The organism is Streptomyces sp. MJM8645 (assembly GCF_001625365.1).
GTDB lineage: Bacteria > Actinomycetota > Actinomycetes > Streptomycetales > Streptomycetaceae > Kitasatospora.
The window spans coordinates 4,204,036-4,217,604 of sequence record NZ_LJJF01000001.1 but is presented as its reverse complement, the minus strand read 5'-3'; the positions used below and the strand labels follow the sequence as shown (position 1 = coordinate 4,217,604).

At 75.8% G+C, this 13,569-nt stretch carries 13 protein-coding genes; 6 read left to right on the top strand and 7 right to left on the bottom strand.

Annotated elements, in window-relative coordinates:
- Positions 1 to 11: 11 nt before the first annotated feature.
- The 3 genes from A6F73_RS44045 to A6F73_RS18030 form a co-directional block, all read right to left on the bottom strand.
- Complete coding sequence (locus A6F73_RS44045; protein ID WP_063348752.1) at positions 12 to 1,616, bottom strand: protein kinase; 1,605 nt, start codon at positions 1,614 to 1,616, stop codon at positions 12 to 14.
- A gap of 437 nt (positions 1,617 to 2,053) precedes the next feature.
- Entirely contained in the window at positions 2,054 to 3,196 is a 1,143-nt protein-coding gene (locus A6F73_RS18035) for a hypothetical protein (RefSeq protein WP_063348751.1), read from the bottom strand.
- Complete coding sequence (locus A6F73_RS18030) at positions 3,193 to 4,074, bottom strand: RNA polymerase sigma factor (RefSeq protein WP_244293645.1); 882 nt, start codon at positions 4,072 to 4,074, stop codon at positions 3,193 to 3,195. The genes A6F73_RS18035 and A6F73_RS18030 overlap by 4 nt, the downstream gene beginning before the upstream one ends.
- A 196-nt stretch (positions 4,075 to 4,270) precedes the next feature.
- Between A6F73_RS18030 and A6F73_RS18025 the strand changes: the two genes are divergently transcribed.
- From A6F73_RS18025 to A6F73_RS18015, 3 genes are all read left to right on the top strand, one after another.
- Complete coding sequence (locus A6F73_RS18025; protein WP_244293428.1) at positions 4,271 to 4,981, top strand: VC0807 family protein; 711 nt, start codon at positions 4,271 to 4,273, stop codon at positions 4,979 to 4,981.
- 194 nt (positions 4,982 to 5,175) lie between these two features.
- A complete protein-coding gene (locus A6F73_RS18020) occupies positions 5,176 to 5,916 on the top strand; it encodes a tyrosine-protein phosphatase (protein WP_063348750.1) in 741 nt (246 codons plus the stop codon).
- A 358-nt stretch (positions 5,917 to 6,274) separates the two neighbouring features.
- Positions 6,275 to 7,024, top strand: a complete 750-nt coding sequence (locus A6F73_RS18015; RefSeq protein WP_063348749.1) for a Clp protease N-terminal domain-containing protein — start codon at positions 6,275 to 6,277, stop codon at positions 7,022 to 7,024.
- Between the two features lie 61 nt (positions 7,025 to 7,085).
- Here the strand turns inward: A6F73_RS18015 and A6F73_RS18010 are convergent, their stop codons facing one another.
- Complete coding sequence (locus A6F73_RS18010; protein WP_063348748.1) at positions 7,086 to 7,577, bottom strand: NUDIX hydrolase; 492 nt, start codon at positions 7,575 to 7,577, stop codon at positions 7,086 to 7,088.
- 204 nt (positions 7,578 to 7,781) lie between these two features.
- Between A6F73_RS18010 and A6F73_RS18005 the strand changes: the two genes are divergently transcribed.
- Complete coding sequence (locus A6F73_RS18005) at positions 7,782 to 8,144, top strand: STAS domain-containing protein (protein ID WP_063348747.1); 363 nt, start codon at positions 7,782 to 7,784, stop codon at positions 8,142 to 8,144.
- Here A6F73_RS18005 and A6F73_RS18000 read toward each other — a convergent pair.
- The 3 genes from A6F73_RS18000 to A6F73_RS17990 all read right to left on the bottom strand — a co-directional run bounded on the left by A6F73_RS18000 (position 8,052) and on the right by A6F73_RS17990 (position 9,910).
- Positions 8,052 to 9,029 carry a sigma-70 family RNA polymerase sigma factor gene (locus A6F73_RS18000; protein ID WP_208869092.1) on the bottom strand — a complete coding sequence of 326 codons (978 nt, stop codon included), beginning with the start codon at positions 9,027 to 9,029 and terminating at the stop codon, positions 8,052 to 8,054. The two genes, A6F73_RS18005 and A6F73_RS18000, sit on opposite strands and share 93 nt — an antisense overlap.
- A gap of 172 nt (positions 9,030 to 9,201) precedes the next feature.
- Positions 9,202 to 9,474 carry a hypothetical protein gene (locus A6F73_RS17995; RefSeq protein WP_063348746.1) on the bottom strand — a complete coding sequence of 91 codons (273 nt, stop codon included), beginning with the start codon at positions 9,472 to 9,474 and terminating at the stop codon, positions 9,202 to 9,204.
- A gap of 169 nt (positions 9,475 to 9,643) precedes the next feature.
- Positions 9,644 to 9,910, bottom strand: coding sequence for a UBP-type zinc finger domain-containing protein (locus A6F73_RS17990; protein ID WP_063348745.1), 267 nt, complete (start codon positions 9,908 to 9,910; stop codon positions 9,644 to 9,646).
- A 229-nt stretch (positions 9,911 to 10,139) separates the two neighbouring features.
- Between A6F73_RS17990 and A6F73_RS17985 the strand changes: the two genes are divergently transcribed.
- Both A6F73_RS17985 and A6F73_RS17980 read left to right on the top strand, forming a co-directional pair.
- Positions 10,140 to 10,901 (top strand): SDR family oxidoreductase, encoded by a 762-nt coding sequence (locus A6F73_RS17985; RefSeq protein WP_063348744.1) that lies wholly within the window; start codon positions 10,140 to 10,142, stop codon positions 10,899 to 10,901.
- Between the two features lie 83 nt (positions 10,902 to 10,984).
- Positions 10,985 to 13,549 carry a lysylphosphatidylglycerol synthase domain-containing protein gene (locus A6F73_RS17980; protein WP_063348743.1) on the top strand — a complete coding sequence of 855 codons (2,565 nt, stop codon included), beginning with the start codon at positions 10,985 to 10,987 and terminating at the stop codon, positions 13,547 to 13,549.
- The last annotated feature ends 20 nt before the right edge of the window (positions 13,550 to 13,569 follow it).

The window sequence follows — 13,569 nt, the reverse complement described above, 5'->3', positions numbered from 1 at the left end:
GGGCCCTGCGGTCACCAGTCCTGGTTGTCGGCGGCCGTGGCGTGCAGGGTGATCAGCAGGGCGCCGAGGCGGGCGTTCCAGTTGGCGCTGGTGGGGCCGTCGATGGCGTGCTTCTTGGCCAGGTCGCGGATCACCTTCTGGGCGTCCTTGAGCTCCTGGGCCGCGTCGTCCGGATTGCCCTCGTTGAGGCGGGCGGAGGCGTCGTCGAGGATCCGCAGCAGCTCCGCCTGGCGGTCGTGCTCCTTGCCCCCGACCGGGGTCTGGACGACGGCCTGGCGGAAGGCGTTGAGCTGGAGGGCCGCCCCCTGGTTGCGGGGAATGCCCGGGTTGGGGGCCGTGGGGAGACCGGCCGGGGTGGTGGGGGCCGCGGTGGTGGGCGTCGGGGTCGCCGCGGGGGTGGACGCGCGGGCCGGGGTGCTGGGCGCGGCAGCCGGGGTGCTGGGGGCGGTGGCCGCCGGCGGCTTGGCGGGAGCGGCGGCGTTGCCGGCGGGCTCGTCCAGGGCGGCGACGGCCAGGGCGGTGACGCCGGCGAGTCCGGCCACGCCCAGTGCGCCGAGGACGAGGGGCCTGCGGCGGCGGTTGCGGTTGCGGCCGGCGGCCCCGGGCGGGGCCTGCCGGACGGGCGCCATCAGCGAAGTGGCCGGCGGGCCCTGCGGGACGGGCGCCATCAGCGAGGTGACGGCCGGGGCCTGCGGCGGGAGCAGCGTGGTGTGCTGCTGGTTGGGGTTCACCGGCCGTACGGGCGGCAGCAGCTGGGTGGCGGCGGCGAGGAGTTCCGCCGTCGGGTCGCCGACCGCCAACCCGGGGATGGTGGAGAGGAGTTCGGCCCGCGCCGCGACGGCGTCCGCCGGCCGGTCGGCGGGGTTCTTGGCGAGCAGGCGCAGCACGGCCGCGTCCAGCGCGGGCGGCAGGCCGGGGCGGCGGTAGGACGGCGGCAGGGGCTGCTCGCTGACGTGCTTGAAGGCGATCGCCACCGGCGTCTCGGCGGTGAACGGCGTCTCGCCGGTGAGCATTTCGGTGAGCACGCAGCCGACCGCGTAGAGGTCGGTGCGGCCGTCCAGGGGCGAGGCGGTGGCCTGCTCGGGCGACAGGTAGGCGGCCGTACCGAGCACGCTCGCCGTCTGGGTCAGGTTGCTGGACGAACCGGCCCGGGCGATGCCGAAGTCGACGACCTTCACCCCGCCGTCGTCGGTGATCATGATGTTGCCGGGTTTGATGTCCCGGTGGACCAGCCCGGCCGCGTGCGCGACCGCCAGCGCCTCGCAGACCGCCGCCGCGATGCCGACGGCGCGTTCCACCGGCAGACCCGGCTGCTGCGCCAGCACGGCGGCGAGCGAACGGCCGTGGACGAGCTCCATGACGATGAACGGCGTGCCCTGGTCGACGCCCGAGTCGAAGACCATGACGATCCTCGGGTGCACCAGCATGGCCGCGTGCTGCGCCTCGCGGCTGAACCGCTCGGCGAAGCGGGGGTCGTCGGCGAGTCCCCCGTTGAGGACCTTGACGGCCACCTGACGGCCCAGCACGTGGTCCAGCCCGCGCCAGACGGTGGCCATGCCGCCGACGCCGAGTATCTCGACGAGTTCGTAACGCCCGTTCAGCGCCCGTCCGATCACCTGGAACTCCCCTCACGTGCCGTGCCCGGTGTTCCGGGCCGCCTCGTGCACCTGTGCACGATAGCCGCACCGCCGGACCGCACCGCCGGGGGCGGGGAGGCGGTCGGGGGACCGGGCAGCGGTCCCCCGACCGCCGGCGCGGGGGTGCGGCCCGCCCTGACTGCGGGAGGGCGGGCCGCACGTTCCAGGCCGACCGGGCCGGCGGCGCGTCCGGGGTGGGCGCCTGCCGATCCGGCCGGGGCCGGCCGGGCGGCCGGGCGGCACGGGGAGCCGACCGGCCACCCGGGGTCTTCGGGTGGTACTGACGAGCGGTACTGCGGGTGGTGCGGTACTGCGGGTGGTGCGGTCCTGCGGGTGGTTCGGTCCTGCGGGTGGTGCGGTCCGGGTGGGCGGCGAGCCCGGGGGGAGTCGCTCGCCGCCCACCCGGAGTTCCTGGGTTACCTCCGGCCCGACTGGCTGTCGTCGGGCCGGTCGGGCCGGTCGGGCCTGCTCGGGCGGACGTCGGGCAGGGGCGGCGCGCTCGGCGGCGCCGGGACGGTCACGCCGGACCGGCCGGGCTTGGCCCCGTTGCCGCCGTTGCCCTTGTCCTGGCCCTTCTCTTGGCCCTTGTCCTGACCGTTGTCCTGGCCGTTGCCCTTGTTCTTGTCCTGCCCGTTGCCCCGGCCGTCCTCGGTGTTCCCCTTGCCCACGCCAGGGCCGGGGGTGGGCCGGCCGGGTTCGTGGGGCTGTGCGGTGGCGCCCGGACGGTCGTCGTCCTCGTCGCCGAGCTCCTGCGCGCAGTAGTCCGCCACCTTCTCCGCCCCGCCGGCCGCCGCGACCAGCGGGCCGAACCGCGGCTCGGTGGCCGGTGACCGCTCGCCCCGGCCCGACCAGTCGGCGAAGCCGTGGCAGAGGGCGACCAGTCCGGGTGCGAGCGGCCGGGCGCCGTGCCCCTCGGCGTCGCCGTCGCCGTCGGTATCGGTGGAGGGGGTGCCGGGCTTCGCGGCGGTGGACGGTCCGACCAGCTGCGGGCCGCCCGAGGCGGAGCCGCCGGACGGGCGGACGGACGAGGTGCCGGGCGCGGCACTGCCGGGCGAGGTGGCGGACGAACCGGCCGACGCATCGGCCGACCCATCGGCGGACGCGGTGCCGGGCGCACTGCCGGAGGGCCCGCCCGCGGCGGCGAGCGCGTGCTCGGGTGCGCCGGACCCGCCGCCCAGCGGGGACGGCAGGTTGCCGGTGCCGGCGGCGACCGCGACCCCGCACAGCGCGGTGGCGCCGAGCACGGCGGCAGTGGCCTTCGTGCTGAAGGCCCTGGCCAGCGCGGCGGTTGCCATCGATCGTCTCCGGACGGGTGTGGTCACTACGGGGTCGGGCGTGAGACGCGCTTCCCGGAACGCGGTCAGGGCGGCCTGCTCCCCGGCCAGTTCGTCGGCCGTCGCCGGGGCGGCGGCCGCGGCGAGGATCCGGGCGAGCGGCCCGGGACCGCCGTCCGGTCCGGTGAGCGAGGCGTCCTGCCCGGCCGGCGGGCCGCCCACGGCACCGCCGAGCAGATGCTCGGCAGCGTCACGGTCGATCCGACGGGATCGGTTGGTGCTCATCTCATGTCCTTCAGCGTCGCGGCCCGGCGTTCTGTCACACCTTGCGGAGAACTTTTTCCCGCAGGCTTTCCCGCGGGTTTCCCCGTGGGCTTCCCGGCGGCCTTCCCCGCGGTTTCCTCGGCGGGTTCCTCGACAGGTCCCTCGGTACGGCGCCGGCCGGGCCGCCGCACGGCCGGTTCGGCCTCGCGCGCGGCGGGGATCCCGACCCCGGCCGCGAAGGACTGCTCCAGCAGCGTGGCCAGTTTCCGCAGCCCCCGGTGGGCGGCCATCCGGACGCTGCCGGCTCGCTTGCCGAGCACCCGGGCGGCGCTCTCGGCGTCCAGCTCCATGACCACCCGCAGCAGGACGGCCTCGGCCTGGTCGCGCGGCAGCCGGGAGATCAGCGCCAGCGCGTCGGCGGTGCCGACAGTGGCCAGCGCGGCGCCCGCGGTGTCGTCCCCGGCGGCCAGCCCGGCCAGGTACTCGAAGGGCAGGTCGGCGACCGGGCGGCGGCGCCGGGCGCGCAGGTGGTCGAGCGCGCGGTGGCGCGCGACGGTGGCGGCCCAGCCGCGGAAGCCGTCCCCGTCACCGGAGAAGCCGCCCAGGTCGCGGGCGATCTGCAGCCAGGTCTCGGAGGCGATGTCCTCGGCGTCCTGGGCGTCCTCGGGGCGGCCGCCGACCAGGACCCGCAGGTAGCGCAGCAGGCCCGGCTGGACGGTCCGGAACAGCAGCCGGAACGCCTCCTCGTCGCCGGCCTGGGCGGCCCGGACGGCCTCGGTCAGATCGGCGGGAGCGGGGGCCCGGCCCGCTGGCGGGCCGACGGAAGGGACTGGTCCGGACCGGCCGACGGGGCTGCCGGTGCCCGCTCCGGGGCGCTCTGCACTCTGCACCCGCCACATCATGGGCCATCCGGGCGAACGCGACCCCGCGAGCCGGGAGAAGTCGCAGGTCGGAGCGGCTGTCACGGCCCGCACCATGACAGCTGTCACGCGGATCCCGCAACGGACGGCACTGCTCTGACGGAGGGTCGGACGGAAACACTGGAGGCACGACGCGGGCAGCGGCCCGCGGCCACCAGCAGGGAAGGAACCCGCCGTGAACCGGACCGTCACCATCACCGCCGCGACCACCGCCGAGGCCGGCGCGACCCCGAACCCGTCGGCCTCCGGGCTCCGCCCACTCGCCATCGACGTGGTCGCCCCGCTGGCCGGCTACTACCTGCTGCACTCGGTCTGCGACCTGAGCGTGTTCGCCGCGCTGGCGTGGAGCAGCGCCATCCCGGCCGCCCGGACCGTGCTCGGCCTGCTGCGCGAGCGCAGGCTCAACCTGTGGGCCGCGCTGATGCTGGCCGTGAACCTGGCGGGCCTGGCCCTCACCTTCGTCACCGGCGACGCCCGGCTGATGATCGCCAAGGACGGCGGGCTGAGCGGCACCGTGGCGCTGGCCGTCCTGATCTCGGCGCTGATCGGCCGGTCGGTGATGACCCCGGTGCTGATGCCCTTCCTCACCAAGGGCAAGCGCGACCGAGCCGCCGCCTGGCAGCGGCTGGTCGAGGGCCGGGCGGCCGGCTCCCGGGCCTTCCGGCGCCACGAGCGGGTGTTCGCGGGTGTCTGGGGCACCGCGCTGCTGGCCGACTGCGTCGCCCGGGTGGTCGGCGCCTTCACCCTGCCGGTGGCGACCATGGCCTGGCTGTCCACCGTGTTCATGATCGGCGCGATCGCGGCCGGCGCGATGCTCGGTCGGATCGCGGCCGATCCGATGGAGAAGCTGGTCGCCGCCGAGACCGAAGCCCCGACCGCCGCCTGACACCGCCCGAGCTCGTCTGCCATCTACCTGCCAGCTACCTGCCGCCCGGGGGAGCATCACCGCCCCCGGACGGCGCACGAACCGGCCCCAACGCCGGGTGTCGGCGATCCGAACAGCACGGAACCATCCGGATCTCCCGGGAGTCCTTCATAACGAGGGGGTAACGGGACCCCCGGTCGAGGAAACGGGGCCCCATGAGCCGGACGCACGCGCTGACCACCACCGAGGACCGCACCCTCGTGTGGGACGGCTGCCTGAACGTCCGCGACCTGGGCGGACTGCCCACCGTCTCCGGCCGGCCGACCACCCGCGGGGCGATAGTCCGGGCGGACAACCTGGACCGCCTCACCGCCGAGGGCTGGGACGCCCTCCTCGACCACGGTGTCCGCACCGTGGTCGACCTGCGCAACGCCGAGGAGTACAAGCCGCTCCTCCCGCTCCCCGAGGGCGTCGAGCTGATCCGCGTCCCGCTGGACGAACTCGCCGGCCCCGCCTGGTGGGAGGCCTACGGCCGACTGGACGGCACCCCGCTCGCGCTCCGCCCCTACCTGGACCACTGCCCGCACGCCGCCGCCGCGCTGATCGCCGCCATCGCCGGCGCCCGCCCCGGCGGCCTGGTCGTGCACTGCGGCGCCGGCCGCGACCGCACCGGCCTGGCGGCCCTGCTGCTGCTCGCCCTGGCCGGCGTCGAACGGGCCGCGATCGTCGAGGACTACCAGCTCAGCGGCCCCAACGTCCGCCCGCTGTACGGGATGCTGGGCCTGCCGGACCAGTACCACCGGATCGACGCGGTGCTCGCCGAGGCCGGCACCACCGCCGAAGCCGCCCTGGCGGGCGCGTTGGAGGGCCTCGACCCGGCGGGCTACCTGCTCGCCGCCGGGGCCACCCCTGCCGAGGTCGCCGCCGTCCGGGCCCGGCTGCTGCCCGCCGCGTAGCGGCCACTAGGGGCTCTCTTTCGGATCACGTCGGATCAGCGCGCGGCGTCGGAGTGCGTGCATCGCAAGGCGGAGGAGGGAGTCCATGCGGAGTATCGGCGACCGACGACAACGCGGCGAGGTGCGTGCTCCGGCGTCGCGCGCCCGGCGTGATCCGAAAGAGAGCCCCTAGGCCAGACCAGCTCCCGCAACTCGGCCACCTGGAGCTTGGGTTCGCGAGGCGGCTCGGCCTCGGGCAGGGCCGGAATCCGCGGCCCGCCCACCGGACGCCTTCGTTCCGCAGGGGTCGCCGAAGACTACTCACGCGCAGCGTCAACCGATGGTTGACGACCCGGGATCGACAACCTACGGTTGACGCATGGAGAATCCCGTCGTTCCCAACACCACTCCGCTGCGCCTCGACGACCTGATCGCCGCGATCAAGAAGGTCCACCCCGACGCGCTCGACCAGTTGTCCGACGCGGTCATCGCCGCCGACCACCTCGACGACCTCGCCGACCACCTGATCGGCCACTTCGTCGACCAGGCCCGCCGCTCCGGCGCGTCCTGGACCGACATCGGCCGCAGCATGGGCGTCAGCAAGCAGGCCGCCCAGAAGCGGTTCGTCCCCAAGGACCCGGGCACCCCCACCGACCTCGACCCCAGCCAGGGCTTCGCCCGGTTCACCGACCGGGCCCGGAGCGTCGTGATGGCCTCGCAGGAGGAGGCCAGGGCGGCCGGCAACGCCGAGATCACCGCCGAACACCTCCTGCTCGGCCTGCTCGCCGAACCGGAGGGCATCGGGCTCAAGGCGCTCGCCGCCCAGGGCATCACCCCGCAGGCCGTCCGGGAGGCGGCCGCCGCCGCCCTGCCGGCCGCCGCCGAGCAGGTGCCCGCGCTGATCCCGTACGACGCGCAGGGCAAGAAGGTGCTGGAACTGACCTTCCGCGAGGCGCTGAAGCTCGGGCACAACTACGTCGGCACCGAGCACATCCTGCTCGCCCTGCTGGAGCTGGAGAACGGCTCGGGCGTGCTCGCCGGCCTCGGCGTCGAGAAGTCCGAGGCGGAGACCTTCACCTCCGAGGCCATCAAGGCCATCATCGCCGCCCGGAACGCCGAGCAGGCCTGAGACGGGGCCGGCCCCGGGCGGAACTCCCGCCCGGGGCCGGTCGGTTGGGCCGGGGCGGGACTCAGAAGCCGGAGATGGGCGTGCTGACGATCCGCACCCGGCCGTCGGCGGCCGCCTCCAGCGCCGCCCGCAACCGGACCGAGCGGGCCGGGCCGAGGAGTTCCAGCGCCTCCTCGACGGTGGCCCACTGGTGCCGGTCCAGTTCACCGGCCGGGACGGTCACGGGGGTGCCGTCCGGGACGGTGCCGAAGTCGAACATCAAGTGCTGCGCCGGGTGGTCGAGTTCGGACGAGGGGTGGGTCCAGGAGATGGCCAGTAGGTCCCCGGTCGCCTTGACGATGCCGGTCTCCTCCAGCAACTCCCGCGAGGCGCACTCCACCGGGCCCTCGCCGAGGTCGATCGTGCCGCCCGGGAACTGCCAGTACTCGCGGTACCCGGCCTTCACGATCAGGATCCGGCCGGACTCGTCCCGCAGCAGGCAGCCCGCCGCCGCGTAGATCCTGGGCAGGGACGCCAACCATTCCTCACGGGACTTCAAGGGCTCAGCCGTCACTGCGATCCTCCTGGGGCACGGTGGTTCTGCACCGCCCACTCTGCCACCGACCCGCCCGGGGCCGTCGGTTCAGCGCGGGGCCGTCGGTTCAACGCTGGGCGGAGCGCAGGCCCACGCTCTCCTCGGCCAGGGTAGAGCTCCGGGAGGCTGCGAGAAGTTCCGCCGGAGCCGATGAGCCCGGGCCACCGGGCCGGTCCAAGCAGCATGGACACCACGCCGAAGCCCCCGACCGCCCCCGCCCTGACCCCCGCCCTGACCTGCAACCTGACCTGCGACCTGGGCGCGCTGACCGCGCCCGACCTGGCCGTCGTCGACGCCCTCGCCCGGCTGCGGCTCGCCGCCGCTCGGCACGGGGTGGGCGTGGTGCTGCTGAACGCGAGCGGCCCGCTGCGGGAACTGCTCGCGTTCAGCGGGCTCGCGGCCCTGCTGCCGGGGGGCGTGGACCCCCTCGACCTCCGGCGGCCCGAACAGGACCTACTCGGCGGCCAGCCGGGGCGGGAGGCCGAACAGCGGGAAGAGCACGTCGGTGTCCAGGAAGTTGGTGAACCCGGTGATCCGGCCCGCTGACACCTCCAGCACGATCAGCGCCCACGGCTCGTGCCCGCCCGCCGGGCTCGGCCGGTACTGGGCGAAGGCCGGAGCGCCGTTGGCCGTCACCGGGACCAGCCGGGAGCCGCGGCAGCCGTGGCCCGGGCCGAGCATCCAGGCCCGGATCTCGCCCTGCCCCCGCAGCCACATCGCGTACGGCGGCATGTTGAGCGTGACGTCCTCGTGCAGCAGCGCGGCGAGGCCGTCCATGTCGTACGCCTCGAAGGCGCGGACGTAGCGGTCGAGCAGCGCGCGGTGGTCGTCGTCCAGGGCGGGGGCCGGGCGGGCGGCGGCGCCGTCCCCGGCGAGCACCGCGCGCGCCCGCTGCAGCGCGCTGTTCACCGAGGCCACCGTGACGCCGAGCAGTTCGGCCACCTCGGCGGCCTTCCAGCCGAGCACCTCGCGCAGGATCAGCACGGCCCGCTGCCGGGGCGCGAGGCGCTGCAGCACGGCGACGAAGGCCAGCTTCACCGACTCGCGCTGGGCCGCCACCTCGGCCGGGTCGCCCGTCTCGGGCAGCACCCGGCCGTCCGGCGCGGGGCCGATCCACGTCACCTCGGGCAGCTGGGTGTCGCTCGCGGTGGCCACCGTCACCGGGCCGGCCAGGTCCATCGGGCGGGCCCGGTTGTTGCGGCCGTTCAGCGCGTCCAGGCACACGTTGGTGGCGATCCGGTACAGCCAGGAGCGCAGCGCGGCGCGGCCCTCGAAGCCGCGGTGGCCCCGCCAGGCGCGGACCATCGTCTCCTGCACCGCGTCCTCGGCCTCGAAGACCGAGCCGAGCATCCGGTAGCAGTAGCCCGTCAGCTCCGTCCGGTACCGCTCCAACTGGAGCTCGACCGGCTCCTCCGTGATCAGGTCGGCCATGGTGCGCCCCCGTCGTCCCGCCCCGTGCTGGTGAACGGCACGAAGGTACTCCAGCCCACTGACAACCGCCCGGCGCCCCCCAGCACCGGCCGCGAACCACCCCGGACACCCTCCGAGCACGCGTCGGGGGCGGGCGCCGGAACGCGGCGCCCGCCCCCGGACCCGGATCCGCTCAGTGGGCGGAGTGCTTCTCCGCGCCGCGGTGCCGGTGGCCCTTCAGCTCGGCGTGCATCGACGGGGCGGCGTGCCCCGCCGAGGCCGCCCGGTCGCGGCCACCGTGCCGGAAGGCGTCGGGCACGGCGTACCCGGCGGTGGCGGAGGACATGGCGTCGGCGCGCAGCATCGGCACCAGCCGGGTGGGCGCGGTCGCCATGCCGCGGCGCTCCAGCAGTTCCTGGGTGCCCCGGCGGAGCTGGGCGGTGCTGCCCGGTGTTCGCTTGGTCATCGTCGGCCTCCCTTCGGCGGTCACCGGCCGGACGGATGTCGACCGGAGGGGCCGGGGGCCGCACGGTCGTTATGTCCGGATTTTATCGGGGTTGCGCCCGGATGCCACCGGGAGATGCCACCGGGAACGGGCCCCGGCTTCCCCGGGCCGGGCCGGGCTGGCCCGGGCCTCAGCCCATGACCTCGTGGACGAAGCACCAGCGCCAGTCCTCGCCCCGCTCGTACGAGCGGATCACCGGATGCGAGGTGTTGTGGAAGTGCGCGGTGGCGTGCCGCTGCGGCGAGAAGTCGCAGCAGCCGATGTGGCCGCAGTCCAGGCAGATCCGCAGGTGCACCCAGTCCCGGCGCCCCTGGGCCAGGCAGTCGGCGCAGCCGTCGACCGGCGGGAGGGGCTCGATGCCCTGGGGGGCCGCGGCGAGGTCTTCGCAGGCACTCATGCCCGCAGGGTAGTGACGGCCCGGCCGGCCCCGGCCTCAAGACACGCCGCGCGCCCGGTCGGCCTTCCCGGCGCCAGGGTGGTCCTGCCGCACCCAGGACCGCGGATCCCGGGAAAGCGCATCCCAGGAAGGCCGCACCCGGGACGCACACGGCCCTGGGCGAACCTCCGCCGCCCGCGCACAGTTGTCGTCGTCAGCCCCACCACCCTCCCAGGCCCAGGAGCCACCGATGAGCTACCCCGCCCTCGCCGCCCGCACCGCCGTCGTCACCGGAGCCGCCAGCGGCATGGGCGCGGCCACCGCCCGCCTGCTCGCCGCCCACGGCGCCCGGGTCGCCCTGCTCGCCCGCCGCACCGACCGGCTCGACACCCTCGCGGCCGAGCTCACCGCCGCCGGCGGCCAGGCCCTCGCCGTCACCGCCGACATCACCGACCAGGCCTCCGTCGACGCCGCCGCCAAGGCCGTCCACGACGCCTACGGCCGGGTCGACCTGGTGGTCAACAGCGCCGGCGTGATGCTGCCCAACCCCCTCGCCGACGGCCGGACCGACGAGTGGACCCGCATGGTCGACACCAACCTCACCGGCGCCCTGCGGATCATCCGCGCCTTCGCCGACGACCTCACCGCGGCCGCCGCCGACGGCCGGGCCGCCGACCTGGTCAACGTCTCCTCCATCGCCTCGCGCGTCGTCTTCCCCAACTACGCCGTGTACAGCGCCACCAAGGCCGCGCTCACCCAGCTGTCCGCCGCCCTGCGCTCCGAACTCAGCCCCCGCGACGTCCGGGTCAGCTCCATCGAGCCCGGCCTGACCGACACCGAACTCGGCGGCCACATCGACAACCCCGCCCTGCGCGAACAGCTCGGCGGCATGTTCGCGGCCATCCCCGCACTCACCGCGGACGACCTCGCCGACCTGATCGCCTACACCGTCAGCCGCCCCCGGCACGTCAACCTGAGCCACACGGTCGTCGTGCCGACCCGGCAGGCGTAGGGCCGGTCCCCGAACTCCCCCGATCCGGGCCGGCTTCCGGGCTCCGGCTCCACCATCAGGGGAGGCATGGGAGCATGCCACCCGTGGCGATCGTGACGGGGAGAACGAACGGCGACACCGGCGGTGGCGACACCGCCGGCACGCCCGCACCGGCGGACACCGGCATACCGGCGAGCGCCGGAGCCCGCCGGGGCCCGGCCCGGGCGGTGTCCGAACCCGGCCGGATCCGGCAGCCCGTCGCCCTGATCCGGCTGCTCACCGGGCTCATCGCCATCGCCCTCACCCTGCTGCTCGCCGACTACGCCCGGGCCACCACCGGCGGCATCGCCGCCGACGTCGCCGAAGCCGCCGAACTGGTGCCCCGGCCGCTCGCCGGCCTCGCCGGCGGCCTCACCACCGCCGCCGTGCTGCTGGTTCCCGTCGTCCTCGCCGCCCGCCGCCTCCTCGGCCCCGACCGGCGACGCGCCCTCCAGCAGGTCTCCGACGGCCTGCTCGCCGCCGTCCTCGCCTACGGCGCCACCCTGCTCCTCGACCTGTGGGCCGACGGCGTCGCCCCCGCCTCCCTGCTCGCCGCCCTCACCCAGGCGCTGCCGGGCGGCGCCCTCGGCCACACCGAGCCCGTCTACGGCTACCTCGCGCCCGTCCTCGCCTTCATGACCGCCTCCGGCAACCGCGAACACCGGGCCCCCTGGGCCGTCCTCGCCCTCTCCGGCCTCGCCGGACTCGCCGGCGGGTACGCCACCCCCACCGCCCTGCTGCTCGGCCTGCTCATCGGCTGGACCGGCGCCCACGGCACCCTCTACGCCGTCGGCACCCCCGACCCGCTGCCCAGGCCCGGCGAGATCCTCCGGGCCTTGCGCGAGAGCGGCCTGCGCCCGGCCGAGGCCCACCCCGCCGGGCCCGACCGCTACCTGGTCCGGCAAGCCGACGACCGGCCCGACCTCGACGTCCAGCTCCTCGACCGGCAAGCCGTCACCGCCGCCGCCGTCCAGCGCGCCTGGCGTCGCCTGCGGCTGCGCACCGCCCCCCACCCCCGGGCCCTGCGCTCCCCCCGCGCCGGCCTCGAACACGAGGCGCTCGTCACCTACGCGGCCCTCGCCGCCGGGGTCCGCACCCGCCGCATCGCCGCCACCGCCGGCCTCGGCCAGGACACCGCCCTCATCGCCTACGAGCACCTCCCCGGACGCGCCCTCGACCGGCTCCCCGACGAGGAGGTCACCGACGACCTGCTGGCCGACGCCTGGCGGCAGCTCGCCCGCCTCCAGCGCCGGGAGATCGCCCACCGGGCGCTCGTCCCGTCCTCCCTGCTGGTGGACGCGACCGGTGCGGTGCACCTGGTCGACTTCGCCGACGGCGACATCGCGGCCAGCGAACTCGTGCTGCGCTGCGACATCGCCCAGCTGCTCACCACCCTCGCCCTGCGGGCCGGCGCCGCCCGCTCCGTCCACACCGCCGTCACCGTCCTCGGCGCCGACACCGTCGAGGCCGCCCTCCCCCTCCTCCAGCCCATCGCCCTCGCCCGCACCACCCGCCACGCCCTCAAGCACACCGCCCGCCCGACCGCCGCCCACCCGACCGCCGCCGCCCGCACGGGCGGCCCGGCAGGCCCCGGGCCCGACGAGGCCACCGGCGGCGGGGGCGGGCTGCTGGAGGAGATCCGGGCGGAGGTGCTGCGGACCAGGCCGCAGGCGGAGGTGCGGCCGGTGCGGTTGGAGCGGCTGCGGCCGCGGACCCTGCTCGCGGTGGTGGGCGGGGTGGTGGCCGGGTGGCTGCTGATCCCGCAACTGTTCGCGGCCGAGGACAACCCGATCTCGGCGGTGGCCGACGCCGATCCGGCGTGGCTGGCGCTGGCACTGCTGGCGGCGGCGCTGAGCCACGTGACGGCGGCGATGGGGTTCGTCGGGTTCGTGCCGGAGCGGCTGGACTTCCGCAACGCGGTGCTGGCGCAGCTGGCCGGGGCGTTCGTGAAGCTGGTGTCGCCCGGGGGCGTCGGCGGGATCGCGTTGAACACCCGGCTGTTGCAGCGGGCCGGGATCCCGACCGCGCAGGCGCTGTCCAGCGTCGGGGTGGGGCAGTTGATCGGCCTGGTGCTGCACCTGCTCCAGCTGGGCGCCTTCGTCTACCTGCTGGACCTGCAACCGGGCGGTTCGGAGCTGGACGCGCTGCCCGCCGTGGTGGGCGGGCTGGCGGGGGCGGCGGCGCTGCTGGCGGTGGTCTCGGCGGTGCCGCCGGCCCGGCGCTGGCTGGCGGCGCGGCTGCGGCCGCTGACCACCGAGGTGCTGCCGCGGCTGCTGGACCTGCTGCGCAGCCCGGCCCGCCTGGCGGTGGGGCTGACCGGGCAGCTGCTGGTGTCGATCTGCCTGATCGGCTGCCTGTACTGCTGCACCCGGGCGATCGGCCGGGAGCCGTCCTTCGCCTCGGTGGCGGTGGTGTTCCTGGTGGGCAACGCGGCGGGCAACGTGGCGCCGACCCCGGGCGGGGCCGGCGCGGTGGACGGGGCGCTGATCGCGCTGCTGCAGCAGACCGCGTCGATGGAGAAGGGCGGCGCGCTGGCGGCGGTGGCGATGTACCGCCTGCTGACGCTGATCCTGCCGGTGCTGCCGGGCTGGGCGGCGATGACCTGGCTGCAGCGCCGCCGGGCGCTGTAGCGCACCGGACAGCGCACCGG